We start from the raw sequence: 26,528 nt of genomic DNA on the forward strand, positions 1-26,528 counted from the left end.
TTTTACTGCTCTTTTTATCAGAAGGCCCCTGCGGCCTTCAGTTTTTCTGCCTTTTCGGCACTGTACCACCAGAAATCCAGATGGCCCAGCGCATAGGGCGGCAGCGGATCGGGATGTTCGTACATGTCGTAATAGGCCACCGTGTAGGCATCCTTGTACCACTGCGGGATGCGGAACCGCTCGGCCCGCAGCACCCGGTCGAGCGCCTTGACGGCCACGATCAGCTCTTCGCTGCTTTCCGCCCCGATCACGGTGTCGATCAGGCTGTCCACCGCCGCGCTTTTCAGGCCCATCTTGTTGAACACCGAGGTATCGGCGGTTTCCGAGCCGAAATACTGTTTCAGCCCGTTGCCCGGCACATAACCCATCGCCAGGTGATCGGTGATGATGTCGAAATCATAGCTGCGTTCGCGGTTGGTGGCCTGGGCACTGTCGACCCGCTCCATCCGCGCGTCGACGCCGAGGCGGCGCAGGTTCTCGACATAGGGGTTGATCACCCGGTCGAAGGTCTGGCTGTCGTTCAGGAACTCCACCCGCAGCGTCTCTCCGGCGGCGTTGCGGCGGATGCCGTCATCCCCGACCGGCCAGCCCGCTTCGTCGAGCAGGGCCGAGGCCGCGCGCAGGTTGCCCCGGTCGAGCTGGCGCGAGGCCGAAGACACGGTGGGCGAGACCGGCGGGCCATCCAGCACCCCCTCGGGCAGAAGCTCGGCCAGCGGCTCGAGGATCGCCAGCTCTTCGGGCGAGGGCAGCCCCTCGGCGGCGAGATAGCTATTTTCCCACAGGGAATCGACGCGGCTGTAGATGCCGTAGAACAGGGTTTCGTTGGACCATTCGAAATTGAACATCATCTCGATCGCCTGGCGTACACGCGGATCCTGAAACTGCGGGCGGCGCAGGTTGATCAGGAAGGCCTGGCCGGTGGCGATGGCCCCGTCGGGAAGCTCGGCCTTTTTCACCCAGCCCTTTTCCACGCCGGGGAAATTATAGCCGGTGGCCCAGATCTTTGACGAGGCTTCATCGCGGAACGTGTAGTTGCCGGCCTTGAACCCTTCGAAGGCGGCGTTGTAATCGGCGTAATATTCGCGGCGGATACGGTCGAAATTGTTGCGCCCGATGTTGATCGGCAGATCGGCGCCCCAGTAATCGGGATTGCGCCGGTAGACCGCGCGCTTGCCCACGTCCAGCTCGTCGAGCACATAGGGGCCGGAGCCGAGGAAGGGCTCCAGCGAGTTTTCCTCCAGGTCGCGGCCGTTGGCCTCATAATCGGCCTTGGAGAAGATCGAGAGCCCCCCCACCATCTGCGGCAGGTCGCGGGTCGGCACATCCTCCTTGAAGGTGAATTTTACCCGGTGCGGGCCCAGCACCTCGGCGCTTTCGACCTGACGGGCGAGGACCGCGCGATAGCTGGGCAGGCCCTTGGCCCGGAACAGCTCGTAGGAAAACACCACATCCTCGGCCGTCAGGGGCGAGCCATCGGAAAACCGCGCCTCGGGGCGCAGGTTGAAGATCACCCAGCGCCGGTCTTCGGGGTATTCGAGGCTTTCGGCCAGCAAGCCGTAGGAGGCGCTGGTTTCATCGGCGGTGCCGGCCAGCAGAGATTCATAGGGGAGCGACGACAGCCCCTCGGCCCGGCCCTTGGTGGAAAAGGGGTTCATCGAATCGAAGGCGCCGAAGCCCCAGATCGAAATCTCGCCGCCCTTGGGCGCCTCGGGGTTGACGTAATCGAGATGCGGGAAATCGGCGGGATATTTCAGATCGCCGAAGGTCGAGATGCCGTGGGATGTGATGACCCCATCCTGCGCGCGGGCGGCGAGCGCCGTCATCAGCAGCATCAGGGCAAGGACCGTGGCGGCCAGGGCGGCGCGGAAAGGGGCCGGGGGATGGGCGCCCCGGACAAGGGCTGTCGCGCAGGCCGTGCGGGTCTTTGTCATCAATCGCCTCCTGTTGGCCGGAACCATGAAAGATCCGTTACACGAAGCTAAGGGCCTCGTGCCCCGATGTTCAAGTTGAGATTCCGTGAGCAGGCGTGCGCACGACACAATAGTGTGGCGGCGGCGGGCACTCTCCGCGCGTTGCGGCTTTCTTCGCGGGGCCCGCGACGAAGCCCATGCGCTACGGCATCTTCGATTCAATCGAAAGCGCGGCGCCGTCCACGATGAAATTTCCGTAGCCGTGATGGTGAATCGTTTTCGGCGCGGCCTGTTGCGGGTCGGTCCATGCCTGCACGACCTCGAGGACGAACAGATTGAACTTCTGCACCAGCTGGGTATCGACCACCCTGCATTCGAGATTGGCAAAGCATTCTTCGATCAGCGGGGCCGCGACGGCCCTGCCATCGCGCGGCGTGACGGGGAAGGCCGCGAACTTGTCGATATCGCGCCCCGAACAATTGCCGATCCCGACCACCTGCTGCGCCATCTCCACCGCGGGAATGGCGATGACGCATTCCCCCGTGGCCCGCAGCGCGGTGAAACTGTGATCGGCGCTGCTGACGACACAGGCCACAAGCGGCGGTGTGAACTCCACCATCATGTGCCATGACATGGTCATGACGTTGCGGCGCCCCTCATGCGCCGTTGTCAGCAGGACAACCGGCCCCGGCTCCAGAAGCTGATAGACGTTTTCAAGCGGCAGATCGTGCATTCCGGTGCTCCTTGCTGCGCCCGCGCGGCCGGAGCCGCCCGTGCCAACGAAAAAGGGCCGCCCCCGCAGGAGCGACCCCAAACTTCAGCCCGGAACGCGCGGATCAGCCATTCGTTTCAAGAAAGGCGATCAGGTTGGCGCGATCCTCGACCTTCTTGAGGCCGGCGAAGGACATGGCCGTGCCCGGGGCGAAGGCCTTGGGGTTGGTCAGGAAGTCGTTCAGGTGCTCTGGCGTCCAGACATCGGCCACCGCCTTCAGCGCGCCCGAATAGCGGAACCCGTCGATAACGCCGACCTCACGCCCGACCACGCCGAACAGCGTCGGGCCGGTGGCGTTGGCGCCATCTTCCAGCTTGTGGCAGGCCTTGCATTTGGCGAACACTTTCTCGCCCTTGCCCGGATCGGCGCCGGCCAGAACGTCGGCAAAGGCAACCTCGACCGCCTCGGTCTCCGGCTCTCCCTCGCCGGTGTCGATCACATAGGCCTGCTCGGCGTGATCGCCGTGACCGCCACCGGTGCTGTACAGCGCCTCGGCCGCCCAGCCCCCCAGAAGGAAAATCAGCAAGGCGCCGCAGAACCCGCCGATGATTTTGGTCAAGGTCATAGTGTCGAACATGTCGCGATCCCGTTAGTCCCGAATTCGCGGATATCTATGCGCTTCCATCGCCCGGATGCAAGGTGTAGTTACCGCCTCCAGCCCCGGAGAGGCACACAGGAAACGGAAAAGACACCATGACACAACGCATCGCGTTCCAGGGAGAGCCCGGCGCCTATTCGCATCAGGCCTGCCGCGAAGCCCGCCCCGACATGCAGGCCCTGCCCTGCAAGACCTTCGAGGATGCGATCGAGGCGGTGCGCAAGGGCGATGCGGATCTGGCCATGCTGCCGGTTGAAAACTCGACCTATGGCCGGGTCGCCGACATTCATCACCTGCTGCCCGACTCTGGCCTGCACATCATCGACGAAGCCTTCGTGCGGGTTCATATCAACCTGCTGGCCGTGCCCGGCACCCGGCTGGAGCAGGTACGCACCGCCACCAGCCACACGGTTCTGCTGGGCCAGTGCCGGGCGTTCCTGCGCGAAAACGGCATCGAGGGGCGCACCGGCGCCGATACCGCCGGATCGGCCAGGATGATCGCCGCGCTGGGAGAGCCGGAAAACGCGGCGCTGGCCTCGGAGCTGGCGGGCGAGATCTACGGGCTGGACGTGGTGGCCCGCCATATCGAGGATCACGACCGCAACACCACCCGCTTTCTGGTCATGGCGCGCGAGCCCGACCTGAAGCGGCGCGGGTCGGCCGGGATGATGACGAGCTTCGTGTTCCGGGTGCGCAACATCCCCGCCGCACTTTACAAGGCGATGGGCGGCTTCGCCACCAACGGCGTGAACATGACCAAGCTGGAAAGCTATATGATCAACGGCCATTTCACCGCGACCCAGTTCTATGCCGAGATCGAGGGCCACCCCGACGATCGCAACGTCCAGCTTGCGCTGGAAGAGCTGGATTACTTCACCTCGCATGTGGGGCTTCTGGGGGTTTACCCGGCCGATCCGCGCCGCCGGTAACCGCGATCAGACGCGGTGCCGCGCGTCCGACAGACGCCCGTCAAGGTCGCGCGCGAAACGGCGTACGCCGCGTTTGAAGCGCTTGGTCAGGCTGGCCTTTGCAAGCCGCAGCGATTGCACGAACAGCCGCGCCGGAATGGTGCGCGGCTTCAGTTCGAGCTGAAGCATCATGCGGGTCTGGCGCGGCGAGAGCTGGACAAGATCCAGCGCAAGCGTGCCGACCAGCCCCGAAGAGCTCCACAGAACGATCATCGACTCGGGCGCGTCATACTGTTGCAGCTCGGCCGACAGGCGCCGCCCCTTGCCGCGAAACGTGAAGGCGCAATCCCACGCCATGCCCGGCCCGGGCGCGCCCAGCCTGTCGGTACGGCTCACCTCGGCGCCGCGCCGCAGCGCGGCACGTTCGAACGACTCAAAGTCGGACACTGCCGCGAACACCTCCGCCACGGGCGCCGCGATATCTTCACGCGTTGAAAACTTCATGGATCCAGTCGTCTGGGGTCAGCTTTCGTTTTCGCGTTAATCCAGCCGATCCGCAAGCCAGTTCCACAGCAAAAACCCCGCGATCGCACCCTTTCGCGGCGGGCGCATCCGATCGTGCCCGCCGGCAAACACCGAAACCATCTCTTCGCGGGTGATCCAGAACGCATCCTCGATCTCGGCGGGGTCGATGGCGATCTCGCGGTTCAGCGCCACGCCGCGGCAGCCGAACATCAGCGACGACGGGAACGGCCAGGGCTGCGAGGCGAGATATCCGACCGCGCCCACCCTTATGCCCGCCTCTTCAAACACTTCGCGCCGCACCGCGGCCTCCAGCGTCTCGCCCGGTTCGACGAAACCCGCCAACAGCGAATACATCCCCTCGGGCCAGCCGGGCGAGCGCCCGACCAGAACCGAATTGCCATCGGTGATCAGCATGATCGCTACCGGATCGGTGCGCGGGAAGTGGTGCCCGCCGCAGGCCGGGCAGGTGCTTTGCCAGCCCGCCATCGAAAGCTGCGACTTGGCGCCGCAGCGCGAACAGAAGGCGTGGCTCTGGTGCCAGCCCAGAATGGCCCGGGCCGTGGCCGCGAGTTCGGCATCGCGCGCACCAAGCAGCGTCATGAGCCGCCGCAGCTCTGCAAAGACATGGGTATCGGGCAGATCGGGGTGCCGTTGTTCGCTGAGGTCCGAAAACCCGCCCGGCGTGTCCGGCATCCGGGCTGGCTCCCAGTCGGACAGATCCACCGCGAATCGCGCCGCCTCGCCCTCCAGCCCCAGGAACACGGCACCGTCGCGCCGGCCCGCGACCAGCCCGTGCCCGGCCTCCAGCCAGCCCAGCGTGTCGCCGTGAAACAGCGGCTTGCCCCGCCACAGCGGCAGCACCCGGGCGCCGGGGTCGGCCCACAGCCGCGCCAGCCGGGCGGAATCGCCGCGCAGATGCGCCGCCCTGTCGAGGGCGGAGCCGCCGAATGTCACCTCTTCCGCATGTCGCATCGCATCCCTCCGCGCCTGGGCGCTGACTGCCACGGCCGAGCGGCGGGAGCAACGAAAGAAAACTCGCCTTAAAGGCGACTTGAGCCTCGCCAAGGCCGGGCCAAGCGGCTAGTGTCACCAAGCCGTCACGGTGGTATCCTACCGATAGCGCATCTCTAGCATCGGAGGCACTCATGGCCCACCATCGGACGTTGAAACTCAACCGCCGGGGGTTTCTGACCGGCTCTGTCGCGGGGGCGTCGTTGATCGCGCTTCATCCCTTTTCGGCGCGCGCCGCTGTCAATCAGGCGCATCTGCGCGTGATGGAGACGACCGATCTGCATGTGCATGTCTTCCCCTATGACTATTACTCGGACCGCGAGGTCGATACGGTCGGCCTGGCCCGCACCGCCGCGCATATCCGCGATATCCGGGCCGAGGCCACAAATTCCATGCTGCTCGACAATGGCGATTTCCTGCAGGGCAACCCGATGGGCGATTACATCGCCTACGAGCGCGGCATGAAGGAAGGCGACCTGCACCCGGTGATCAAGGCGATGAACGCGGTCGGCATCGACGCATCGACCCTGGGCAACCACGAATTCAACTACGGTCTCGATTTCCTGACGAAATCACTGGCGGGCGCGGCCTTTCCGGTGCTGTCGGCCAATGTGGTCAAGGAGGCGGGCAGCGATCCCACCCGGGATGTCACGCTGGTGAAGCCCTATGTCATCCTGAAGCGCGAGGTGACCGATGGCGCGGGCGAGACCCATGTGATCAACGTCGGGCTCATCGGCTTTGTGCCGCCGCAGATCATGAACTGGGATCGCCGCCATCTGGAGGGCAGCGTGACGACGCGCGACATCGTGGAAACCGCGCGGGCCTATGTGCCGCAGATGAAGGAGGAAGGCGCCGATATCATCATCGCGCTGTCGCATTCCGGCATCGGCTCGGCCACCCATACCGACGGGATGGAGAACGCCTCGGTGCCGCTGGCGACAGTAAACGGGATCGACGCGCTGATGACCGGGCACAGCCACCTCGTGTTCCCCTCGCCGACCTATGAAGGCTATGCCGGTGTCGATGTGGCCAAGGGCGCGATCCACGGCAAGCCCGCGGTGATGGGCGGCTTCTGGGGGTCGCATCTGGGCGTGATCGACCTGATGCTGGAGCGCGCCGGCAACGAATGGAAAGTGGTCGCCCACAGCTCCGAGGTGCGCCCGATTTCCAGACGCAACGAAGATCGTTCGATCAGCGCGCTGGTCGAAAGCGAGCAATATGTGCTTGATGCGGTCGCGCAGGAACATGCCGAAACGCTGGCCTATGTGCGCCGCGCGGTGGGCAAGACCTCGGCCCCGCTGCATTCCTATTTCGCGCTGGTCGCCGATGATCCTTCGGTTCAGATCGTTTCGATCGCGCAGAAATGGTATATTGAACAGATGATGAAAGGCACCCCGCATGAGGGGCTGCCGATCCTTTCGGCCGCGGCGCCGTTCAAGGCCGGGGGCCGGGGCGGGCCGGACTATTACACCGACGTGCCGGCGGGCGATGTGGCGATCAAGAACGTGGCCGACCTTTATCTTTACCCCAACACCGCGCGGGCCGTGCGCATCACGGGGGCGCAGGTCAGGGAGTGGCTGGAGCGATCGGCCGGGATGTTCAACCAGATCACGCCGGGCGTGGCGGATCAGGTGCTGCTGAACCCCGATTTCCCGAGCTATAATTTCGACGTGATCGACGGGGTGCAATATCAGATCGACCTCAGCCAGCCCTCGAAATACGACAGCCGGGAGGGCACGGAGATCAACGCCGGCGCGCGCCGCATCGTGAACCTGACCTATGAGGGCGCGCCGGTGGACCCGGAGGCGGAATTCATCGTCGCCACCAACAACTACCGCGCGGGCGGCGGCGGGCATTTCCCGGGCGCCGATGGCTCCACCACCGTGTTCGAGGCGCCCGATACCAACCGCGACGTGATCGTGCGCTATATCGTCGAGCAGGGCACGATCAACCCTTCGGCCGATGCCAACTGGTCTTTCGCGCCGCTGCCGGGCACCACGGTGCTGTTCGACACCGGCCCCAAGGCCGCGGCCTATGCCGACAAGGTGCCCGGCGTGAAGATCGAACCGGCGGGCGAAGGCCCCGACGGCTTTGCCCGCTTCCGCATCACGCTGTGATCCGGTAAGAGATGATCGCTGCGGCGGCCCTGACCGGGGCCGCCGCATTGCGTTGGGGAGAGGCGCGTTGCGGGGGTGCGAATGTTCGATGCGGTGATTTTTGACATGGATGGGTTGCTGCTCGATACCGAGCGCCTGGCGCTGGAAAGCGGGCTGGAGGCACTGATCGGGCTTGGCCATGACGTCGATCGCGGCTTCATGCTCTCGCTCGTGGGCATTGATGCGCAGGAGGGGCACCGCCGCCTGACCGCGCATCTGGGCGAGGACTGGGCGTTCGGCCCGTTCGACGCGGCGTGGAACACCGCCTACCGCAAGCGTCTGAGCGGTGGGATTCCGGTGAAGCCGGGGGTCGAAACCCTGCTGCTGCATCTGGACGATGCGCGAATTCCGCGCGCCGTTGCCACCAACAGCCGCACCGCCGCCGCCGAGGGCAAGCTGCATGAGGCCGGGCTGCGCGGCTGGTTCGGCCATGTCGCCGGCGTCGACAGTGTGCCGAAGCCGAAACCGGCGCCCGATGTCTATCTGTCCGCCGCCGGGGCGATCGGGGCCCGGCCCGAACGCTGCCTTGCCTTCGAGGACAGCGACACCGGCGTGCGCGCAGCGCTGGCCGCCGGCATGACCGTGGTGCAGGTGCCCGACCTGCTGCCCTCGTCCGAAAACCGGGCCCATCACACCGCCGAATCCCTTCTTGAGGGCGCGCGCGCCTGCGGCCTGATCCCATAGCCTGCGTAATTTATTTGCGGTTGATGGTCATTTGACCAACAAATAATCAAACATGCGCCAAATTGCGGCTGCAACGGCCCGCCCCCTCGCGCTGGCGCGCGGCAGGGGGCAGCTTTGCACCGGACTTCACGCAAGGACGATTCATATGCTGCAAAAATCAATGGCAACGCTCGCCGCGCTGGCCCTTGGCGCGACCGCCGCCCTGGCGGACACCAAAGTGCCCTTTGCGCTGGACTGGAAATTCGAAGGCCCCGCCGCCCCCTATTTCGCCGCCGCCGACAATGGCTATTTCGCCGAGGCCGGGATCGAGGTGGAAATCGCCGCCGGGCAGGGTTCGCTCGATGCGATCCCGAAAGTGGCCACCGGCGCCTATCCGGTCGGGTTCGCCGACATCAACTCGCTGGTCAAGTTTCTGGATCAGAACCCCGGCGCGCCGGTGATCGCGGTGATGATGACCTACGACAAGCCGCCCTTCGCCGTGATCGGCCGCAAATCGCTGGGCATCGAAACGCCTGAGGATCTGGAAGGCAAGATCCTGGGCGCCCCGCCCCCCGATGGCGCATGGGCGCAGTTCCCGGTTTTTGCCGGCGCCAACGGGCTGGACATGAGCAAGATCACGGTCGAGCCCGTGGGCTTTCCGACCCGCGAGCCGATGCTGGCCGAGGGCAAGGTGGACGCCGTGACCGGCTATGCCTTCTCCTCCGTTCTCAATCTCGGGCGTCTGGGCGTGCCGGAAGAAGACGTGAGCACCATCCTGATGGCCGATTACGGCCTTGCGCTTTATGGCAACGCGGTCATCGTCAACACCGATTTCGCCGCCGCCAATCCCGATCTGGTCAAGGGCTTCCTGGCCGCCATCGCCAAGGGCTGGACAGATGCGATCGCCGACCCTAAGGCCGGCGCCGAAATGGTGCTCAAGCGCAACCCGGCCGCCGATCTGGCGCTGGAAACCCGCCGCTTGCAGCTGGTGATCGAGACCAATGTCGTCACCGATTACACGCTGGCAAACGGCATGGGCAATATCGATCCGGCGCGCATGGAAAAGGCGCTGGAGCAGATCGCCGAAACCTATGAGTTCAAGACCGCGCCGGACGCATCGCTCTACTTCACCGATGCCTATCTGCCGGAAGGCAACTTCCCGCTGAACTGAGGCAATCCCGTGCCGCGGGCGGCTTTGGCTGCCCGCGCCGCAACCCGCGTGACCCCATGACCAAGCTTATCGACATCAAGGGCGTCACCCACGCCTACAAGACGGCATCCGGTCCGCTGCCGGTGCTGCGCGATCTCAACATCGCCGTGCCCGAGGGCGCGTTCACCGCCGTCGTCGGCCCGTCGGGCTGTGGCAAATCCACCCTCACCCGGCTGATCGCGGGGCTGATGCACCCCGACCGGGGCGAGGTCTGGCTGGACGGCGAGCGGGTGAAATCGCCACGCAGGACGGTGGGCATGGCGTTTCAGAACCCGGTGCTGCTGGAATGGCGCACGATCCTGCAAAACGTCATCCTGCCGCTGGAAATCGTCGCCCCCACGATGCCGAAGGCAAGGCGGATCGCCCGTGCCGAGGAGCTGCTGGCGCTCGTCGGCCTGTCCGGCTTCGAGGACAAGCGCCCGTCGGAGCTTTCGGGCGGGATGCGCCAGCGCGCCTCGTTGTGCCGGGCCATCGTGCACCGGCCCGACGTGCTGATCCTGGACGAGCCCTTCGGCGCGCTGGATGCCTTTACCCGCGAAGATCTGTGGCAGACCATGCACGCGCTGCGGGCCGAAGAGCCCTTTACCTCGCTGCTGATCACCCATGACCTGCGCGAGAGCGTGTTTCTGGCCGACGAGGTTGTGGTGCTGTCGGGGCGGCCGGCCACCACGCAATATGTGCTGGATGTCGATCTGCCCGGCCCCCGCGAGCTGGAGGTTCTCTACACACCGAAGGCGGTAGACTATCTGGCCACGCTGCGCCGCCAGATCCAGATCGCGCAGGGCCGCGCCCCGGCCAGCCAGGGGGCCGCGTGATGCGCCGCAACCTGGGCCGGATCGCCGTGCCGCTGATCGCCGTCGCGCTGTTTCTGGCGTTCTGGGAATGGATCGTCTGGGTCAACGGCTGGCCCAATTACAAGATGGCCTCGCCTTCGGATATCGTGCCGGCCTTCTGGAAATTCCGCGGCTTGTTCTTCGAATACGGCTGGCAGACGCTGTGGCGCACCGTGGTCGGGCTGTTGCTGGCGGTTGTGGTTGGCACGTTTCTGGGCATGATCATGGGGTTTTCGCGGCTGATGCGCGATGCGCTTTATCCGCTGCTGGTGGGGTTCAACGCCATCCCCAAGGCCACCGTGGTGCCCATACTGGCGCTGATGTTCGTGGGCCAGCATAACCTGAACACGATCCTGATCGCCTTCATGATCTCGTTCTTTCCGATCGCGGTGTCGGTCTCTATCGGCCTGTCGACGCTGGAGCCGGAATACCGCGACATCCTGCGCTCGCTCGGCGCGTCGCAATTCACCGTGTTCCGCAAGATCGCCCTGCCCAAGACCCTGCCGGAGTTTTTCGGCGCGCTGAAAGTGGCGGTGACGCTGGCCTTCATCGGCACCAACCTGATGGAGATCGTCTCGCCCCATGGCCGGGGGCTGGGCGCGCTGTTCGATTCGGGCAAGATCAGCGCCGACTATCCGCTGATGTTCGCGGTTCTGCTGGCGCTCGCCTTCCTGGGGATCGTGCTCTACTACATCGTCGTCGTGCTGGAGAAGATCTTTGCCGGCTGGGCCGAACGCGCACCCGGCTGATCCGTCTCGCGGGCGAGCAGGGCGGGCAGGTCCATATGCAGCGGCAGCGCCGGGTTCAGGTGATGCCCGGCCCCCGGGATCAGCGCGAAATGCGCGCCGAGGGATGAATTGAGCCACCCGAACATGTCGAGCGCGCCAAGATACTGATCCACGTTGCGAAACGCCGACGGCACCGGAACCACCGTGCCGACCATGGTGATGCGGGCATTCCGAACCCTTTCGATGGGGGCTTCATCCCCGCTGATCACCAGCGCGTTCAGCGCCGCCGCGATGGCCAGGCAACCCTTGCTGTGGCCGGTGATCGAGCGGATCTCGCGATCCGGGTCCAGCAGGATCTCGAGCAGCGTCTGGGAATCGTCGCGCCCCTTGACCGCGTCGATCGCCTCGCGCAGCCGGGGGCTGGGCGACAGCCGTGCGGCAAGATGCTGTTCCATCACGGTGGGAATCAGGCTGTGATAGGTGTGCATCACCCGGTTGGCGAGGCTCAGGAAACACCAGCCGCCCACCGCCTCGGCCAGCAGATCGGCAACCCCGTTGCCCGCGACGATCGCCCCCACCGGCTCGCCGTAATGGTTGGCGATGGAGCGCGCGAAGGCGGCGGCGCCGATATCGGTACTGCCGACGCCGGCGATGGCGAACCGGTTCAGCACGCACCCCCGCTCGGCGCAGAGCGCGTCATGATCCTTCAGCCTGCGCACCCCCAGATCGCCCATCTCGCCCTCGGGCCAGACGCTCAGAATCGCGCCCTCGGGGCTGGCTTCCTTCAGCAGCCAGGCAAGCTCGGCCCCGGTCAGCCCGGCGACGTCGTAGAACAGGTTGTCGAAAACCGAGTTCCGCTTTTCGCGAAACACCCGCACCGGCGCGGTACCGCCGGCCAGCTGTTCATGCAACGCGACAAGCATCGGCGGCGGGGGCGGAACGGCGGCGAGCATCGCCTCTTCGAAAGATTTCATGGGGGTCCTCGTGCGGCAAGGAAGGTTCGGGCCGGAGCCTAGCGCATGGCGCCCCCCGTGTCAGCCGCCGGCGGGGCCTTGCAAACCCGGGCCACGGCGCCTAAGTATCGCCCCGAGAGGTTGGCGCGGGCAGGCGCCTCGCCAACCCGGTCAGGTCCGGAAGGAAGCAGCCGTAACGAGCCCCGCTTGGGTCGTTGTCCAGCCTCTCACCCCATCCCCCGAAGTTGCGACCAGAGCGTGAGCGTGACCAGCCCCGCCACCATGAGCAGGGCCAGCGCCATCGGAAACAGGCGGATCCGGGCCAGGGCCGTTCCCGCCGGCAGGCCGCGCCCCGCCCTGAAGACGGCAAAGGCCAGCAGTGCCGCGAGCACCTGCCAGCCGAGGAACCCCGACACGCGGTTCAGCCCGCGGGTGAACCCGTCGCCCAGCGGCGGCGTGGTTTGATAGACCCACAGCGAATAGCTGAAAACGCCCGCCCAGAGGGCCAGCGCCAGCCAGAAGCCCCAGGCGGGGCGGGTGCCGTGTTTCACACTCATGCCGCCACCCTAGCACAGCGCCCTGCCCGGTGCGACATCGCCGAGCTGTGCAGCCGCCGCTTCGCGCCCTAAGCTGGCCGGGTCATCTGGGAGGAGACCATGCGTATCATCCTGGCCATTCTGGCCCTGTCGGCCGCCGCCACGCTTGCCCGGGCCGAGGCCCCGCTTGCCGTCAGCCATGTGGCGGAAAACGCCTATGCCATCATCGGCCCCTTCGGCCAGCGCGATCCCGAAAACCTGGGCAACAACGCCAGTTTCGGGCTGATCGTCACCGAGGACGGCGCCGTGCTGATCGATGCGGGCGGCACCCGCGCCGGGGCCATGGCGCTGCACGCGGCGGTGAAAACCGTGACCGATCAGCCGGTGCGCTTTGTCATCAACACCGGCGGGCAGGATCACCGCTGGCTGGGCAACGCCTATTGGAAGGCACAAGGGGCGCGCGTCATCGCCTCGCAAGACGCGGTGGCCGATCAGACCGCCCGCGCCTCGATGCAGCTCGGTGCTTTGTCGCAACTGGTGGGCGACGCCACGGCGGGCACGGAACCCGCCTATGCCGACATCACCTTTGCCGACGACTATACTCTGGCCCTTGGCGGCACCACGCTGCGGATCATTCATCCCGGCGCCGCCCATACGCCCGGCGACAGTTTCGCCTGGCTGCCCCGTGCCTCTGTCATGTTCACCGGCGATATCGTTTATGTCGGGCGCATCCTGGGGGTGATGGAATTCTCGTCCTCGGCCGCGTGGGTCGAGAGTTTCGCGGCGATGGCCGCCTATCAGCCCGCCCATATCGTGCCCGGCCACGGCCCCGCCACCGACCTGCCCACGGCAACGCGTGACACATATGACTATCTGGTCAACCTGCGCAGCCAGATCGCGCGGCATATCGAGGGCGGCGGCGACATCATCGGCGCGGTGGCGGTGGATCAACAGGCGTTTTCCTATCTGCTGGATTTCGACATGCTGTCGCGGCGCAACGCGCAGGAGGTGTTCAGCCAGATGGAATGGGAATAGCCGCGCATCACCGGCCTGGGCGCGAGAACCTCCTATACATTTTCGCCCAATGGCCTTATGTGCCTCCCTTCCCCGTCCGTTTCCCCGGCGCACGTACGGGCATTTGTGCCCCGCCGAAAACAGCGGCGGCGCCCATTGCCCCCGGACGACGCCCCCGAAAGAGATAGTTCCGCCGTGATCCAAACCCTTGCCGATGCCCTCGAGAAACGCGGTTACAACAGCCTGACCCCGGTGCAACAGGCCGTGACCGACCCCGCGCTGGAGGCCGCCGATCTGCTGGTCTCGGCCCAGACCGGATCGGGCAAGACGGTGGGCTTCGGCCTGGCCATCGCGCCCACCCTGCTGGGCGGGGCCGAGCAGTTCGGCCCGGCGGGCATGCCGCTGGCGCTGATCATCGCGCCGACCCGTGAGCTGGCGCTGCAGGTCAAGCGCGAACTGGCCTGGCTCTACGAACAGACCGGCGCGGTCGTCACCTCCTGCGTGGGCGGGATGGACATGCGCGACGAACGCCGCGCGCTGGAACGGGGGGCGCATGTCGTCGTGGCAACCCCCGGCCGCCTGCGCGACCATATCACGCGCGGATCGCTGGACATGTCGGGCCTGCGCGCCGTGGTGCTGGACGAGGCGGACGAGATGCTGGATCTGGGCTTTCGCGAGGACCTGGAGTTTATCCTGGGCGAGGCGCCGGAAACCCGGCGCACGCTGTTGTTTTCGGCAACCGTGCCGCGCGCCATCGCCACGCTGGCGCAGAACTATCAGAAGGACGCGGTGCGCGTCAGCACGACCGCCGAGAAGACCCAGCATGCCGATATCGAATATCGCGCGCTGAACGTTTCGCCGCGCGATGCCGAGAATGCCATCATCAATGTTCTGCGGTTCTACGAGGCGCAGAACGCCATCGTCTTTTGCAACACCCGCGCCATGGTCAACCGGCTGACCACGCGGTTTTCCAACCGGGGCTTTTCGGTGGTGGCCCTTTCGGGCGAGCTGTCGCAGAACGAACGTTCGCACGCGCTGCAGGCGATGCGCGACGGGCGGGCGCGGGTCTGCGTGGCCACCGATGTGGCCGCCCGTGGCATCGACCTGCCGAACCTCGAACTGGTGATCCATGCCGAGCTGCCGTCGAATTTCGAAACGCTGCTGCACCGTTCGGGCCGCACCGGCCGCGCCGGGCGCAAGGGCGTCAGCGCGCTGATCGTGCCGGGCCGCGCCCGCGCCAAGGCGGAGCGGTTGCTGAAGATGGCGAAGGTTGCCGCCGAATGGGGCGATGCGCCCTCTGCCGAAGCGGTGCTGGCACGCGACGAAGAGCGCCTGCTGGCCGATCCGATCTGGGCCGAGCCGATCGCCGACAGCGCGCGCGCCCTTGTCGACACGCTTGTGGCCCTGCACAGCCCCGAACAGATCGCCGCGGCCTATGTCCGCCTCTCTCAAAGCCGCCAGTCGGCCCCCGAAGAACTGGCCGCCCCGGACGCCCCGCGCGAAACCCGCGTGCGCGAACCCTTCGGGCCCAGCACGTGGTTCTCCGTCTCTGTCGGGCGCAACCAGAAGGCCGAGGCGCGCTGGCTGTTGCCGATGCTGTGCCGGGCCGGGAACATCACCAAGGAAGATATCGGCGCGATCCGCATTCAGCCCGATGAAACCTTCGTCGAGATCCGGGAAAGCAGCGCCGCCGCCTTTCTGGCCGTCATCGGCCCCGGGGGCAAGCTGGAGGATGGCGCCGCGCTGAAGCGGCTCGATACCGCGCCCGATCTGGCCCGCGCCCCCCGCCCCGCCCCGCGCGACCGCAAACCGCCCCGCGGAACGGACCGGCCCGAACGCGCGCCGAAGCCGCGCCACAGCAAGCCCGAGGCCGCCCCGGACGCGCCGCGCTGGGAACCCGACCAGACCCCGCCCGAGGGGATCGTGGCGCCGCCGCCAAAGCCGCGCCACCGCCCCGAGGCCCCCGGCCCCGCGCCGAAGCCGCGCGGCAAGGACAAGCCCCAGCGCAAACCCGAGGCGAAACCGGCCACCCCGAAGCCGCCCGCGAAATCCGCGCCGGCAAAACCGCCCGCGAAGCGCTTCAAGGGAGATCCGACCGATCTTTCGAAGCGCTTCAGCCCCGATGGCAAACCGGCGAAAAGCGGCAGGCGCGCCGCTGCCGCCCCGGGCAAACCGCGCGTGGCCAAGGGCGGCAACGCCACCCCCAAGCGCGGCAAGCCGAAGCCGCGCTGACCGGGCGCGTCGCGGCGCTGGACGCGGGAACGGCCAGCGCCTACTCTGCGCCTTGCATCGAATCCGAGAGGGCCCATGTCCGATACGCCTGACACCGGCTACCAGGTGCTCGCCCGCAAATACCGCCCTGCCACCTTCGCCGATCTGATCGGGCAGGAGGCGATGGTGCGCACCCTGCGCAACGCCTTTGCCGCCGATCGTATCGCGCAGGCCTTCATCATGACCGGCATTCGCGGTACCGGCAAAACCACCACGGCGCGGATCATCTCCAAGGGGATGAACTGCATCGGGTCGGATGGCACCGGCGGCCCCACGACCGATCCCTGCGGGGTATGCGAACATTGCGTGGCCATCGCCGAGGGCCGCCATGTGGATGTGATGGAGATGGACGCGGCCAGCCGCACCGGCGTGGGCGACATCCGCGAGATCATCGATTCCGTGCACTACCGGGCGGCCTCGGCACGCTACAAGATCTACATCATCGACGAGGTTCACATGCTCTCGACCAGCGCGTTCAACGCGCTGCTCAAGACGCTGGAAGAGCCCCCCGCCCACGTCAAATTCATCTTCGCCACCACCGAAATCCGCAAGGTGCCGGTCACTGTCCTGTCACGCTGTCAGCGGTTCGATCTGCGCCGGATCGAGCCCGAGGTGATGATCGCCCATCTGCAGGGCATCGCCGCGAAGGAGAACGCCCAGATCGCCGAAGACGCGCTGGCGCTGATCACGCGGGCCGCCGAAGGGTCGGTCCGCGATGCGATGAGCCTGCTGGATCAGGCGATCTCCCACGGCGCCGGTGAAACCACCGCCGAGCAGGTCCGCGCCATGCTGGGCCTGGCCGACCGGGGCCGGGTGCTGGACCTGTTCGACATGATCATGGCCGGCGACGCGGCCGGCGCGCTGAACGAGCTGTCGGCGCAATATGCCGATGGCGCCGATCCGATGGCGGTGCTGCGCGATCTGGCCGAGATCACCCATTGGGTGAGCGTGATCAAGATCACCCCCGATGCGGCCGAAGACCCGACCATCGGCCCCGACGAGCGCGCGCGCGGGCTGGCCATGGCCGAGAAGCTGCCGATGCGGGCGATGACGCGGATGTGGCAGATGCTGCTGAAAGCGCTGGAAGAGGTGGCGCAGGCCCCCAACGCGATGATGGCCGCCGAGATGGCGGTGATCCGGCTGACCCATGTCTCGACCCTGCCCGCGCCCGAGGATCTGTTGCGCCGGTTGCAGGACGGCCCGCCGCCGCCCGGCCCCGGCCCCGCCGCACCCGCGCCCGCCCCGCAGCAGGGCGGCGCCACGGCCCTTTCCGGGGGGCGGGTCCCGGCCTCTTCGGGCGGTGGCCCGGTCGCCGCGCTGGCGCAGGCACCCGAAAACGCGCTGGCCCGGTTCGCCCGGTTCGATCAGGTGGTGGCGCTGATCCGCGCCAACCGCGACATGGTGCTGCTGGTCGAGGTGGAAACCACCCTGCGCCTTGTCAGCTATGCCCCCGGCCGGATCGAGTTCGAACCCACCGCCGACGCCCCGCGCGATCTGGCCGCGCGGCTGGGCAGCCGCCTTCAGGCCTGGACCGGCGCCCGCTGGGCGGTGTCGGTCACCGGTACCGGCGGCGGCGCCACCATCGACGAAGAGCGCAACGCCGACAGGCTGGCGCTGGAGGCGCAGGCGAAGGAACACCCGCTGGTGCAGGCCGTTCTGCTGGCCTTTCCCGACGCGAAGATCACCGATATCAAAACCCCTGACGCCCTCGCCGAGGCCGCCGCCGCAGAGGCGCTGCCCGAGGTCGAGGATGAATGGGACCCTTTCGAGGAAGAGTGAGGAGAGAACAATGTTCAAAGGACTCGGCGGGCTTGGCGATATGACCAAGATGATGAAAGCCGCCCAGGAAATGCAGACCAAGATGGCGACGATGCAGGAAGACCTGCACAGCATCCATGTGATCGGCGAAAGCGGGGCCGGGCTGGTCAAGGCCGTGGCCACCGCCAAGGGCGAGCTGCTGAGCCTGGACATCGACCCATCGATCTTTTCGGGCGATGACAAGGAGGTGGTCGAAGACCTGATCCTGGCCGCCGTGAAAGACGCCCAGTCCAAGGCCAGCGACCGCGCCAAGGAAGAGATGGGCAAGATCACCGAAGCGCTCGGCCTGCCGGCGGACATGAAGCTTCCGTTCTGACCGCGCATGACAGATAACGCCACCCGCGACATCGAAGAGCTGATCGGGATGATGGCCCGTCTGCCGGGGCTCGGGCCCCGGTCGGCGCGGCGCGCGGTGCTGCATCTGATCAAGAAGCGCGCGCTGTTGATGATGCCGCTGGCCGAAGCCATGCAGCAGGTCGCCGCCACCGCGCGCGAGTGTCTGGCCTGCGGCAACATCGGCACCAGTGACATCTGCGACATCTGCAGCAGCGAAAAACGCGCCACCGGCGAGATTTGCGTGGTCGAGGATGTGGCCGACCTGTGGGCGATGGAACGCGGCGCGTCATTCCGCGGGCGCTATCACGTGCTGGGCGGCACCCTTTCCGCGCTGGATGCCATCGGCCCCGAGGAATTGCGCATCCCCAAACTGCTCGACAGGGTGCGCGCCGAGGGCGTGACCGAGGTGATCCTTGCGCTGAACGCCACGGTGGATGGCCAGACCACCGCCCATTACATCGCCGAACAGCTCGAGGGCACGGGGGTTTCCGTCACCTCTCTGGCGCAGGGTGTTCCGATCGGCGGAGAGCTGGACTATCTCGACGATGGCACCATCACCGCCGCGCTGAAGGCGCGCAAGCGGTTCTGACCCGACCGGATGTGAAAAAGGCCCCGCCAGACGGCCGGGCCTTTGTGTTAACGGCGGGCGAAAACGAGGATATCAATCCTCGTCTTCATCCTCGTCATTGTCGGGCAGGTTGAAGAAGCTGTCGGCGTCCGGCACCGGCTCTTCCTTCTCGTCCTCGGCGTCGTTGGAGAGCGAGAATGTCTCGAGCCCGGAAATCGCGGTGGGCAGCTTCGGCTCGGGCTCCATGCCCAGCGACTGTTCGGTCGAGACCAGCTTGCGCCGCTCGTCATCGCTCATCACTGCGCCTTCGGCGGCCTTCTTGGCGGCGGCCTTTTGCACAATCGCATCCAGTTCGGACTGTTTGCACAGGCCCAGCGCCACCGGGTCGATCGGCTGGATGTTGGCGATGTTCCAATGGGTGCGCTCGCGGATCGCCTGGATCGTCGGCTTGGTCGTGCCCACCAGCTTGGAGATCTGGCCATCGCTCAGTTCGGGGTGGAATTTCACCAGCCACAGGATCGAGGCCGGGCGGTCCTGCCGCTTGGACAGCGGCGTATAACGCGGCCCGCGGCGCTTTTCCTCGCCCACGGCCGAGGGGTTGAACTTCAGCCGCAGGTTATGGGCCGGGTCCGCCTCGGCCTTGTCGATCTCTTCCTGCACGAGCTGATTGTTGGCGATCGGGTCAAAGCCCTTCACCCCGGCCGCGACATCGCCATCGGCGATGCCCTGCACCTCGAGCTCATGCAGACCGCAGAATTCGGCGATCTGCCGGAAGGTCAGCGTTGTGTTATCCACCAGCCACACGGCAGTGGCCTTCGCCATGATCGGTTTGTCCATGGGCCTACTCCTTTACACAAATCTCTCCCGCGCCGGGAAAACGGCTGGTCCGGCTGGACCTTATCCTCGTTTTCGGGGAGGTTTGGCCCGTATATAGTCACCCCTGCCCGCGGAGAAAAGAGAAAATGCGCTGGTTTGTCATCCTGCTGCTTTCGGTGCGGCTGGCCCATGCCGATGGCGAACGCGCCGGCGCGTTCGACTATTACGTGCTGTCGCTTTCATGGTCGCCCACGTGGTGCGCGCTGGAGGGGGATGCGCGCAGTTCACCGCAATGTGATCCAGAGCGGGATTTCGGCTGGGTGCTGCACGGGCTCTGGCCGCAATATGAAGCGGGCTGGCCCTCTTACTGCCGCACCGCGCAGCGCGACCCGTCGCGCGCGCAGACCGCCGCGATGGCCGACATCATGGGAACGCCTGGGCTTGCCTGGTATCAGTGGAAAAAGCATGGCCGCTGTTCCGGCCTTTCTGCGAGCGATTATTTCGCCACCGCCCGCAGCGCCTACGAGGCCGTCACCCGGCCCGAGGTGTTCCGCAAGCTGACAAAGCCCGTAAAGCTGCCCGCCTCGGTGGTCGAAGAGGCATTCCTGCAGGCCAATCCGGGCTGGCAGGCCGATATGGTGACGATCACTTGCAAAGCCGGGCGGATACAGGAAGCGCGGGTCTGCCTGACCCGCGATCTGAAGATCCGCACCTGCGGCAGCGACGTGGTAAACGATTGCCGGATGACAGACGCGTTGCTGGAGAAAATACCCTAACGCTCTGGCCGGCGCAGCAAGGGCAACATCCGCGATAGCACCGCATCGCGCCGCACAAGGTGATGGAACAGCGCCGCTGCCGCGTGAATGACCACAAAAACCCAGACGACCGCCTTGCCAAGAAAATGATGAAGAGCATCGACAGGCTTCTCAAATTCTTCCCATGTCAGACCCAGCGTTTCAGTTACCATGATGGTGTAGAGCGCGGTCTCGGAGAACTGGGGCAAACCGAACTGATCCAAGGGAAACGCCGGAGCACGCAAGCCGATATAGCCGGTGATCGGCATCAGGATCATGAATATGTACAATGCGACATGTACGGCTTTTGCGGCGAAGACCTCAATCTTGGCGCCGGGCACATGCGGCGGCGGTGGCGAGACGCGGCGCCAAATCAGTCGCAGGATGGCAATCAGCAAAATAGAGAAACCCGCGAATGTATGCGTGCGGATCCCGAACAGATTTTCGGGGGTTCCAAGTTCGGTGAACCAAATGCGGTAGTAGACCGCCACATAGGCCACAATGAACAAGAATGCCGTCAGCCAGTGAAACAGAATAGCAAGCCCGCTATAGCGCTGCTCGGCTGTTGAAGGGGTGGCCTGTGTGCACATTCAGTATGTCCTGTACTATGCGGCAGCTTGCGCGAAGAATAGAGACCGGATACTTCAAGTTTAGGAAACGATACCGTTTTCAAAATGTCAACGGGACATTGGGTGCAGACTGTGCGGACCACGAGATCAACCCCCAAAAAGCGCAGCCCCGGGCGACCGGAGGTTCTGGATCAACAGTCGCGCCGCGTGATTCTGCTGCGTGCCGCGGAGGCCGCGTTCACAGAACGAGGATATGACGCCGCCACGATGGAGCAGATCGCCCAGATTGCAGGAATGTCAAAAAAGACGCTCTATCAGGCATTCCCAGATAAAAATAATATTTTCACAGAGTTAATAACTGAGTTGGACATCTTCCCGGACGCCCGGACAGAGGCGGAAACCAGCCATGATGACCCGGAAACAGAACTGCACCTGCGGCTCTGCGCCCTGGCGCAGTATATCTTGTCTCCACGGCAAATCATGCTGACCAGACTGATGATTTCTCAAGCCGGCCGGTTACCCGATTTGCCCGCATCGTTTCACGCAAAGGTGATGACAAAAGGTTTCACCTATATTTTCCACAGCACGGCGCGCCTCACGGCGCAATCGGCATCCCTTCCGACCGAGCGGACGGAGGCGTTGACCGGTGTCTTGATCAGCGTGCTGCTTGGTGACTGGCATCTGCGCACACTGTTCGGCAGCGAGCCGCCCTCTTCGACCGACATATCGGTTCGGGCACAAGAAGCTATCCGCACCGCCTTTCCCCCGTCAGGCACGACACCGTAACAAAGCCGCTACCCCACCTTCAGAACGATCTTGCCGATATGGCTGCTGCCTTCCATCCGCGTATGGGCGGCGGCGGCCTCGGCCAAGGGAAACTCGGAATCCATCACCGGGGCGACCCGCCCCGCCGCCAGCAGCGGCCAGACATGCGCCCGCAGCTCTTCCGCGATCCGGGCCTTGGCGAGATCCGATTGCGGCCGCAGGGTGGACCCCGTGACCGTCAGCCGCCGGGCCATGATCTGGGCGAAGTTCACCTCGGCCCTGGGGCCGGACAGAAAGGCGATGTGCATCATCCGCCCGTCATCGGCCAGCGCCTTGATGTTGCGGGGAATATAGCTGCCCCCGACCATGTCGAGAATCAGATCCGCCCCGCCCTCGGCGCGCAGCACCTCGACGAAATCCTCCTTGTGGTAGTTGATCGCCCGCTCGGCCCCGAGCGCGGTGCAGGCGGCGCATTTCGCGGCCGATCCCGCGGTGGTGAACACCCGCGCGCCGAACACGTTCGCAAGCTGGATCGCCGTGGTGCCGATGCCGGACGAACCGCCATGCACCAGGAACCGCTCCCCCGCTTTCAGGCCGCCGCGCATGAACACGTTGGACCAGACGGTAAAGAAGGTTTCCGGCAGGCAGGCCGCCGCCTTGAGATCCATCTTGGCGGGCACCGGCAGGGCATGGGCGGCGGGCGTGGCCACATATTCGGCATAGCCACCGCCGGGCAAAAGCGCGCAGACCCTCTCGCCCACCGACAGGCCCGAGACGCCCGCGCCGATCGCCACCACCTCTCCGGCGCCCTCCAGCCCCGGCAGATCGGATGCGGAGGGCGGCGGCGCATAGGCCCCGGCCCGCTGCAGCGCATCGGGGCGGTTCACCCCGGCATAGGAGAGCCGGATGACGATCTCGCCGGCGGCCGGAACCGGCACCGGGCGTTCGGTCAGGCGCAGCACCTCGGGCCCGCCGGGCTGTGAAATCTCCACGGCGCGCATGGTTTTGGGAAAGGTCATCGTCACTCCTGTGTTTCGCCGCCATAGGTGCCGGGCATGTCCGTGCGCGGCGGTTTCGACGGGGCCTTCACCCGGCCCAGCATCCAGGCCGGGGCTGCGAGAAACGGCTTGAGCAGCACGCTGTCCCGCATCCGTGCCTTGACCTTCTCGAACCGCATCACCCCGTCGATGCGGCGATCCAGAAACTCCCATGTGCGGCTGTAGCCGGGGCTGTCATCGCCCAGCCAGTAGAGAACGGTGGAGCCATAAACCCCCGACAGGGTCATGCGCTTGGTGTACCAGTTCACGTCATCGGAAGTGTCGCCCAGGGTGCGCCAGATCAGATCGGCGGTGTCCCAGACGGCCCTCGCCCCTTCGCCCGCATGTTGCGGAAGCGCGAAGAGCGCGGTGCCCCGGCGCACCACCTCGCGATCCTCGACCGCCTCCAGCCGGAAGCGCACGGCGGTGGCGATTCGGTCGCGCAGACGCATGGCCGACAGATCCGCCGCCGCCAGCCGGGCCGCCATCGCAGCGTCGCCGCGCCTGTGATAGGCGATCGCCAGATCGACGGCGCCGCGCGGGCAAAGCGCCCGCGCCAGCGCGGGTTCCACGCCGGATTCGGCCACTGCGGCGCGGAAGGTGGCCTCGCTCCAGCCATCGAAGGCGACATGGGGCAGGGCCGCATCCAGAAGTGCGATCCCGGGATCGTCGGTTTTCGGCGGGTCGGTGGGCATGGTCGGCCTCCTTTCGGGTTGAAACCAGTGTAGACAAGCCGGGGCTGCTTTGCTATACGGCCCCCTCCTGCGAATTGATGAAACTCCAGACTAGAAAGGTGGTGAAAACCACATGCAGGTCAGTGTTCGCGACAACAATGTCGATCAGGCGCTTCGTGCCCTGAAGAAGAAACTGCAGCGCGAGGGTGTGTTTCGCGAAATGAAGCTCAAGCAACATTTCGAGAAACCGTCCGAGAAGAAAGCGCGCGAGAAGGCCGAGGCGATTCGACGCGCCCGTAAGCTCGCACGCAAGAAGGCGCAGCGCGAAGGCGGTCTCTGAGGCCCTTTTCGACAGCGAACCCGGGCGGCAACGCCCCTTGATGACCCCCGAGCGAAGGCCCGGGGGTTTGTCTTTTCCAGCGGATCGCATCCGATCCACCCGGCGTTCATCCCTCCGTCGCGGTCGATTTTCGCGCGAAGACGCCCGTGAGCGCTGGTGATGACCGGCTCAATACACTTTCGGCACGTAAAGCTCATCGGGCAGCACCTTGCGCTCATAGTCGGGGTTGAACACCCGTTCCGGCAGGGTCACCTTTTCGCTCGGGACCTCTTCATAGGGGATTTTCGACAGAAGATGCTCGATGCAGTTCAGCCGCTCGCGCTTTTTGTCGTTGCCTTCGACGATATACCACGGCGCCTCGGGGATGTTGGTGCGGGCGAACATGTCTTCCTTGGCCTTGGTGTATTTTTCCCACCGCACCCGGCTTTCCAGATCCATCGGCGAGAGTTTCCACTGTTTCATCGGATCGTGGATGCGCATCAGAAAGCGAAGCTGCTGTTCCTCGTCGGTGATCGAGAACCAGTATTTCAGGACGATCACGCCCGAGCGTACCAGCATCCGCTCAAATTCGGGAACGTCCTGGAAAAAGGTCTCCACCTGATCCTCGGAGGCAAAGCCCATCACCCGTTCCACCCCGGCGCGGTTGTACCATGAGCGGTCGAACAGCACGATCTCGCCGCCCGCCGGCAGGTGCGGCACGTAGCGCTGGAAATACCACTGGCTCTGTTCGCGCCGCGACGGCGCCGGCAGGGCCACCACACGGGCCACGCGCGGGTTCAGCCGCTGGGTGATGCGCTTGATCACGCCGCCCTTGCCGGCCGAATCGCGCCCCTCCATGATCACCAGAACCTTGGCGTTGGTGTGCTGCACCCAGTCCTGCAGCTTGATCAGCTCTGCCTGAAGCCGCAGAAGGTTGCGGAAATAGACCTTGCGGTCGAGCATGTTGGGATGTTGCTTGTTGTAGATCTTGCGGATCTCCATCGACAGCATCGGCTCGCTGAATTCGATCTCGAAATCCTCGTCCAGCGTGTCTTCAAGCTCGGCTTCCAGCCAGTCCCTGGTGATGTCCTCTTCCGGCCTGTCCATTCTGCGCGTTCTCCTGTGTGATCTGCCGCGACATGCGAGCGATGCGTCCGGCACGACTCGTCGCTAACAGCGCTGTTTGAACGTTTTGTGTCAGAAAAACGGGCGCGGGGGCAGCCCCGCCCGGCCCAGGGCGCGCCGCCGCTGCTTGACTCGGCCTGACGGCGCGCCCATGCATCTGCCTATCATGCTTGATCTGCGCCCGGTCGGATATGTTCTCGGTCTTCTGCTCGTTGCGCTTGGCGGGCTGATGCTGGCGCCCATGGCGCTGGATCTGGCCCGGCATGACACCAACTGGCACGCGTTTCTGGAAACGGCGATCCAGACGATGCTGACAGGCGCCGTTCTGGCGCTGTCGTGCCAGAGCAGGCTGACGCGCAGCCTGTCGCTGCGGCAGGGCTTTCTGCTGACGGCGGCGATCTGGGTGATCGCGCCGGTGTTCGGCGCCCTGCCCTTCGTGGAAGGCGCCCCCCATGCCAATTTCACGGATGCCTATTTCGAGGCGGTATCGGGCATCACCACCACAGGTTCCTCGGTCTTTACCGGGCTCGATTCGCTGCCGATGGGCGTGCTTTTGTGGCGCGGTCTCCTGAACTGGCTGGGCGGGCTGGGCATCGCCTTTGTCGCCATGATCTTTCTGCCGGTGATGCGTGTGGGCGGCATGCAGTTCTTCCGTGCCGAAGGGTTCGACACTTTGGGCAAGGTGCTGCCCCGCGCGCCTGACATCGCGCGCATGCTGTTGGTGCTTTATGTCGGGCTGACCCTCCTTGCCGCCCTCTCTTATCTCGCCGCGGGCATGACCCCGCTGGACGCGGTGGTCAACGCGTTCGCCACGATCTCGACCGGCGGGTTTTCGACCTCTGACGCCTCTTTTGGCAAGTACAGCGGCCCGGCGGAATATGTGGGCGCGCTGTTCATGATCCTGGCCAGCCTGCCCTATATCCGCTTTGTCCAGCTCGCCGCCGGCAACCCGCGGCCACTGCTCTCCGACCCGCAGGTGCACGCCTATCTGCGCTGGCTGGCCGTGGCGGTGGGCATGGTCGCGGCCTATCGCCTTGTGACAGGCGAGGAGGCCACCGAACCGGTTCTGCGCCAGAGCCTGTTCAATATCGTCTCGATTTTCTCCGGCACCGGCTTTGGTTCGGCCGATGTGGCCGGTTGGGGGCCGTTTCCCGTTGTCGTGGCCTTTCTGGTGGGGATGATCGGCGGATGCACCTCTTCAAGCTCCGCCAGCATCAGCGTGTTTCGCTGGCAGCTGACCTTTCTGGAGCTTCGGGCCCAGATCGTGCGGCTGCACGCCCCCTCGCGCATGCAGGCCGTGAAGTATGACGGGCGGCCGGTGGACCGCGACGTGCTGGACGCGCTCGTGCTCTATGTGGGCGGCTATATCCTGACGCTGGGCGTTCTGATCATCGCGATGGACATGATCGGCGTCGACGCGGAATCGGCCACATTCGCGGTCTGGACCTCGATCGGAAATATCGGCTTCGGTTTCGGCCCGCTGGTGGCGCGCACCGGCACCATGACCGACTTTCCCGATGCCGGAAAGTGGATCATGGTGCTGGCGATGCTGATGGGCCGGCTTGGCCTGCTGACCATCTTCGTGCTTTTGATGCCCCGCTTCTGGCGCTGGTAGCGGG

Annotated in this window: 27 protein-coding genes and 1 other RNA gene; 16 read left to right on the forward strand and 12 right to left on the reverse strand. The window is 65.5% G+C overall.

Annotation, left to right across the window (positions count from 1 at the left end; all coding sequences use genetic code 11):
• Positions 1–17: 17 nt before the first annotated feature.
• The 3 genes from GGR17_RS12110 to GGR17_RS12120 all read right to left on the reverse strand — a co-directional run bounded on the left by GGR17_RS12110 (position 18) and on the right by GGR17_RS12120 (position 3,259).
• Complete coding sequence (locus GGR17_RS12110) at positions 18–1,832, reverse strand: extracellular solute-binding protein (RefSeq protein ID WP_235974493.1); 1,815 nt, start codon at positions 1,830–1,832, stop codon at positions 18–20.
• A 280-nt stretch (positions 1,833–2,112) separates the two neighbouring features.
• Entirely contained in the window at positions 2,113–2,643 is a 531-nt protein-coding gene (locus GGR17_RS12115; protein WP_054539800.1) for a flavin reductase family protein, read from the reverse strand.
• A gap of 103 nt (positions 2,644–2,746) precedes the next feature.
• Positions 2,747–3,259: a c-type cytochrome gene (locus tag GGR17_RS12120; protein WP_054539801.1), complete on the reverse strand. Its 513-nt coding sequence runs from the start codon at positions 3,257–3,259 to the stop codon at positions 2,747–2,749.
• 116 nt (positions 3,260–3,375) lie between these two features.
• On the opposite strand from GGR17_RS12120, the gene GGR17_RS12125 reads away from it, so the two are divergent.
• Positions 3,376–4,209 carry a prephenate dehydratase gene (locus GGR17_RS12125; protein ID WP_054539802.1) on the forward strand — a complete coding sequence of 278 codons (834 nt, stop codon included), beginning with the start codon at positions 3,376–3,378 and terminating at the stop codon, positions 4,207–4,209.
• A gap of 6 nt (positions 4,210–4,215) precedes the next feature.
• On the opposite strand, the gene GGR17_RS12130 is transcribed toward GGR17_RS12125, so the two are convergent.
• Entirely contained in the window at positions 4,216–4,692 is a 477-nt protein-coding gene (locus tag GGR17_RS12130) for an SRPBCC family protein (protein WP_054539803.1), read from the reverse strand.
• Between the two features lie 36 nt (positions 4,693–4,728).
• Entirely contained in the window at positions 4,729–5,685 is a 957-nt protein-coding gene (gene nudC / locus GGR17_RS12135; RefSeq protein WP_054539804.1) for an NAD(+) diphosphatase, read from the reverse strand.
• Positions 5,686–5,858: 173 nt separating this feature from the next.
• Between nudC and GGR17_RS12140 the strand changes: the two genes are divergently transcribed.
• From GGR17_RS12140 to GGR17_RS12160, 5 genes are all read left to right on the forward strand, one after another.
• On the forward strand, positions 5,859–7,841 hold the full coding sequence (locus GGR17_RS12140; protein WP_054539805.1) for a bifunctional 2',3'-cyclic-nucleotide 2'-phosphodiesterase/3'-nucleotidase: 1,983 nt from the start codon (positions 5,859–5,861) through the stop codon (positions 7,839–7,841).
• 81 nt (positions 7,842–7,922) lie between these two features.
• Positions 7,923–8,564, forward strand: a complete 642-nt coding sequence (locus GGR17_RS12145; RefSeq protein WP_054539806.1) for an HAD family hydrolase — start codon at positions 7,923–7,925, stop codon at positions 8,562–8,564.
• Between the two features lie 145 nt (positions 8,565–8,709).
• Positions 8,710–9,714 (forward strand): ABC transporter substrate-binding protein, encoded by a 1,005-nt coding sequence (locus GGR17_RS12150; protein ID WP_054539807.1) that lies wholly within the window; start codon positions 8,710–8,712, stop codon positions 9,712–9,714.
• A gap of 56 nt (positions 9,715–9,770) precedes the next feature.
• Entirely contained in the window at positions 9,771–10,568 is a 798-nt protein-coding gene (locus GGR17_RS12155) for an ABC transporter ATP-binding protein (RefSeq protein ID WP_054539808.1), read from the forward strand.
• Entirely contained in the window at positions 10,568–11,335 is a 768-nt protein-coding gene (locus tag GGR17_RS12160; RefSeq protein ID WP_037209753.1) for an ABC transporter permease, read from the forward strand. Before GGR17_RS12155 ends, GGR17_RS12160 begins: the two co-directional genes overlap by 1 nt.
• On the opposite strand, the gene GGR17_RS12165 is transcribed toward GGR17_RS12160, so the two are convergent.
• Positions 11,275–12,288, reverse strand: a complete 1,014-nt coding sequence (locus tag GGR17_RS12165) for a hypothetical protein (RefSeq protein WP_054539809.1) — start codon at positions 12,286–12,288, stop codon at positions 11,275–11,277. The two genes, GGR17_RS12160 and GGR17_RS12165, sit on opposite strands and share 61 nt — an antisense overlap.
• Positions 12,289–12,402: 114 nt before the next feature.
• On the opposite strand from GGR17_RS12165, the gene ffs reads away from it, so the two are divergent.
• An RNA gene (gene ffs / locus GGR17_RS12170) (signal recognition particle sRNA small type) lies at positions 12,403–12,499 on the forward strand.
• On the opposite strand, the gene GGR17_RS12175 is transcribed toward ffs, so the two are convergent.
• Positions 12,495–12,824, reverse strand: coding sequence for a hypothetical protein (locus GGR17_RS12175; protein ID WP_054539810.1), 330 nt, complete (start codon positions 12,822–12,824; stop codon positions 12,495–12,497). The two genes, ffs and GGR17_RS12175, sit on opposite strands and share 5 nt — an antisense overlap.
• Positions 12,825–12,923: 99 nt before the next feature.
• Here GGR17_RS12175 and GGR17_RS12180 point away from each other — a divergent pair, with 99 nt between their 5' ends.
• From GGR17_RS12180 to recR, 5 genes are all read left to right on the forward strand, one after another.
• Positions 12,924–13,838, forward strand: a complete 915-nt coding sequence (locus GGR17_RS12180; RefSeq protein WP_054539811.1) for an MBL fold metallo-hydrolase — start codon at positions 12,924–12,926, stop codon at positions 13,836–13,838.
• 174 nt (positions 13,839–14,012) lie between these two features.
• Positions 14,013–16,049 (forward strand): DEAD/DEAH box helicase, encoded by a 2,037-nt coding sequence (locus GGR17_RS12185; RefSeq protein WP_054539812.1) that lies wholly within the window; start codon positions 14,013–14,015, stop codon positions 16,047–16,049.
• Positions 16,050–16,124: 75 nt separating this feature from the next.
• Entirely contained in the window at positions 16,125–17,867 is a 1,743-nt protein-coding gene (locus tag GGR17_RS12190; RefSeq protein WP_054539813.1) for a DNA polymerase III subunit gamma/tau, read from the forward strand.
• Positions 17,868–17,877: 10 nt separating this feature from the next.
• Complete coding sequence (locus GGR17_RS12195) at positions 17,878–18,222, forward strand: YbaB/EbfC family nucleoid-associated protein (protein ID WP_037207800.1); 345 nt, start codon at positions 17,878–17,880, stop codon at positions 18,220–18,222.
• 6 nt (positions 18,223–18,228) lie between these two features.
• Positions 18,229–18,831: a recombination mediator RecR gene (gene recR / locus GGR17_RS12200; RefSeq protein WP_054539814.1), complete on the forward strand. Its 603-nt coding sequence runs from the start codon at positions 18,229–18,231 to the stop codon at positions 18,829–18,831.
• Between the two features lie 72 nt (positions 18,832–18,903).
• On the opposite strand, the gene GGR17_RS12205 is transcribed toward recR, so the two are convergent.
• Positions 18,904–19,647: a DUF1013 domain-containing protein gene (locus GGR17_RS12205; RefSeq protein ID WP_054539815.1), complete on the reverse strand. Its 744-nt coding sequence runs from the start codon at positions 19,645–19,647 to the stop codon at positions 18,904–18,906.
• Between the two features lie 125 nt (positions 19,648–19,772).
• On the opposite strand from GGR17_RS12205, the gene GGR17_RS12210 reads away from it, so the two are divergent.
• A complete protein-coding gene (locus GGR17_RS12210) occupies positions 19,773–20,402 on the forward strand; it encodes a ribonuclease T2 family protein (RefSeq protein WP_054539816.1) in 630 nt (209 codons plus the stop codon).
• On the opposite strand, the gene GGR17_RS12215 is transcribed toward GGR17_RS12210, so the two are convergent.
• Positions 20,399–21,010, reverse strand: coding sequence for a cytochrome b (locus GGR17_RS12215; protein ID WP_054539817.1), 612 nt, complete (start codon positions 21,008–21,010; stop codon positions 20,399–20,401). The two genes, GGR17_RS12210 and GGR17_RS12215, sit on opposite strands and share 4 nt — an antisense overlap.
• Positions 21,011–21,196: 186 nt before the next feature.
• Between GGR17_RS12215 and GGR17_RS12220 the strand changes: the two genes are divergently transcribed.
• Positions 21,197–21,775 carry a TetR/AcrR family transcriptional regulator gene (locus GGR17_RS12220; RefSeq protein ID WP_054539818.1) on the forward strand — a complete coding sequence of 193 codons (579 nt, stop codon included), beginning with the start codon at positions 21,197–21,199 and terminating at the stop codon, positions 21,773–21,775.
• An 8-nt stretch (positions 21,776–21,783) separates the two neighbouring features.
• On the opposite strand, the gene GGR17_RS12225 is transcribed toward GGR17_RS12220, so the two are convergent.
• Both GGR17_RS12225 and GGR17_RS12230 read right to left on the reverse strand, forming a co-directional pair.
• A complete protein-coding gene (locus GGR17_RS12225) occupies positions 21,784–22,773 on the reverse strand; it encodes an NAD(P)H-quinone oxidoreductase (protein WP_054539819.1) in 990 nt (329 codons plus the stop codon).
• A gap of 2 nt (positions 22,774–22,775) precedes the next feature.
• Positions 22,776–23,486 (reverse strand): COQ9 family protein, encoded by a 711-nt coding sequence (locus GGR17_RS12230; protein ID WP_054539820.1) that lies wholly within the window; start codon positions 23,484–23,486, stop codon positions 22,776–22,778.
• Between the two features lie 112 nt (positions 23,487–23,598).
• On the opposite strand from GGR17_RS12230, the gene rpsU reads away from it, so the two are divergent.
• Positions 23,599–23,805: a 30S ribosomal protein S21 gene (rpsU, locus tag GGR17_RS12235; RefSeq protein ID WP_037207819.1), complete on the forward strand. Its 207-nt coding sequence runs from the start codon at positions 23,599–23,601 to the stop codon at positions 23,803–23,805.
• A 168-nt stretch (positions 23,806–23,973) separates the two neighbouring features.
• Here the strand turns inward: rpsU and ppk2 are convergent, their stop codons facing one another.
• Complete coding sequence (ppk2, locus tag GGR17_RS12240) at positions 23,974–24,891, reverse strand: polyphosphate kinase 2 (RefSeq protein WP_054539822.1); 918 nt, start codon at positions 24,889–24,891, stop codon at positions 23,974–23,976.
• Positions 24,892–25,075: 184 nt separating this feature from the next.
• Here ppk2 and GGR17_RS12245 point away from each other — a divergent pair, with 184 nt between their 5' ends.
• Entirely contained in the window at positions 25,076–26,524 is a 1,449-nt protein-coding gene (locus tag GGR17_RS12245; protein ID WP_054540471.1) for a TrkH family potassium uptake protein, read from the forward strand.
• Positions 26,525–26,528: the final 4 nt, after the last annotated feature.

Source organism: Actibacterium naphthalenivorans, from assembly GCF_014196965.1.
In the GTDB taxonomy this organism is placed as follows: domain Bacteria; phylum Pseudomonadota; class Alphaproteobacteria; order Rhodobacterales; family Rhodobacteraceae; genus Actibacterium_A; species Actibacterium_A naphthalenivorans.

Coding starts and splice junctions, on each gene's coding strand:
- GGR17_RS12110 (WP_235974493.1), bottom strand. CDS start 1,832: ATGCTGCTGATGACGGCGCTCGCCGCCCGCGCGCAGGATGGGGTCATC.
- GGR17_RS12115 (WP_054539800.1), bottom strand. CDS start 2,643: ATGCACGATCTGCCGCTTGAAAACGTCTATCAGCTTCTGGAGCCGGGG.
- GGR17_RS12120 (WP_054539801.1), bottom strand. CDS start 3,259: ATGTTCGACACTATGACCTTGACCAAAATCATCGGCGGGTTCTGCGGC.
- GGR17_RS12125 (WP_054539802.1), top strand. CDS start 3,376: ATGACACAACGCATCGCGTTCCAGGGAGAGCCCGGCGCCTATTCGCAT.
- GGR17_RS12130 (WP_054539803.1), bottom strand. CDS start 4,692: ATGAAGTTTTCAACGCGTGAAGATATCGCGGCGCCCGTGGCGGAGGTG.
- nudC (WP_054539804.1), bottom strand. CDS start 5,685: ATGCGACATGCGGAAGAGGTGACATTCGGCGGCTCCGCCCTCGACAGG.
- GGR17_RS12140 (WP_054539805.1), top strand. CDS start 5,859: ATGGCCCACCATCGGACGTTGAAACTCAACCGCCGGGGGTTTCTGACC.
- GGR17_RS12145 (WP_054539806.1), top strand. CDS start 7,923: ATGTTCGATGCGGTGATTTTTGACATGGATGGGTTGCTGCTCGATACC.
- GGR17_RS12150 (WP_054539807.1), top strand. CDS start 8,710: ATGCTGCAAAAATCAATGGCAACGCTCGCCGCGCTGGCCCTTGGCGCG.
- GGR17_RS12155 (WP_054539808.1), top strand. CDS start 9,771: ATGACCAAGCTTATCGACATCAAGGGCGTCACCCACGCCTACAAGACG.
- GGR17_RS12160 (WP_037209753.1), top strand. CDS start 10,568: ATGCGCCGCAACCTGGGCCGGATCGCCGTGCCGCTGATCGCCGTCGCG.
- GGR17_RS12165 (WP_054539809.1), bottom strand. CDS start 12,288: ATGAAATCTTTCGAAGAGGCGATGCTCGCCGCCGTTCCGCCCCCGCCG.
- GGR17_RS12175 (WP_054539810.1), bottom strand. CDS start 12,824: ATGAGTGTGAAACACGGCACCCGCCCCGCCTGGGGCTTCTGGCTGGCG.
- GGR17_RS12180 (WP_054539811.1), top strand. CDS start 12,924: ATGCGTATCATCCTGGCCATTCTGGCCCTGTCGGCCGCCGCCACGCTT.
- GGR17_RS12190 (WP_054539813.1), top strand. CDS start 16,125: ATGTCCGATACGCCTGACACCGGCTACCAGGTGCTCGCCCGCAAATAC.
- GGR17_RS12195 (WP_037207800.1), top strand. CDS start 17,878: ATGTTCAAAGGACTCGGCGGGCTTGGCGATATGACCAAGATGATGAAA.
- recR (WP_054539814.1), top strand. CDS start 18,229: ATGACAGATAACGCCACCCGCGACATCGAAGAGCTGATCGGGATGATG.
- GGR17_RS12205 (WP_054539815.1), bottom strand. CDS start 19,647: ATGGACAAACCGATCATGGCGAAGGCCACTGCCGTGTGGCTGGTGGAT.
- GGR17_RS12210 (WP_054539816.1), top strand. CDS start 19,773: ATGCGCTGGTTTGTCATCCTGCTGCTTTCGGTGCGGCTGGCCCATGCC.
- GGR17_RS12215 (WP_054539817.1), bottom strand. CDS start 21,010: ATGTGCACACAGGCCACCCCTTCAACAGCCGAGCAGCGCTATAGCGGG.
- GGR17_RS12225 (WP_054539819.1), bottom strand. CDS start 22,773: ATGACCTTTCCCAAAACCATGCGCGCCGTGGAGATTTCACAGCCCGGC.
- GGR17_RS12230 (WP_054539820.1), bottom strand. CDS start 23,486: ATGCCCACCGACCCGCCGAAAACCGACGATCCCGGGATCGCACTTCTG.
- rpsU (WP_037207819.1), top strand. CDS start 23,599: ATGCAGGTCAGTGTTCGCGACAACAATGTCGATCAGGCGCTTCGTGCC.
- ppk2 (WP_054539822.1), bottom strand. CDS start 24,891: ATGGACAGGCCGGAAGAGGACATCACCAGGGACTGGCTGGAAGCCGAG.
- GGR17_RS12245 (WP_054540471.1), top strand. CDS start 25,076: ATGCTTGATCTGCGCCCGGTCGGATATGTTCTCGGTCTTCTGCTCGTT.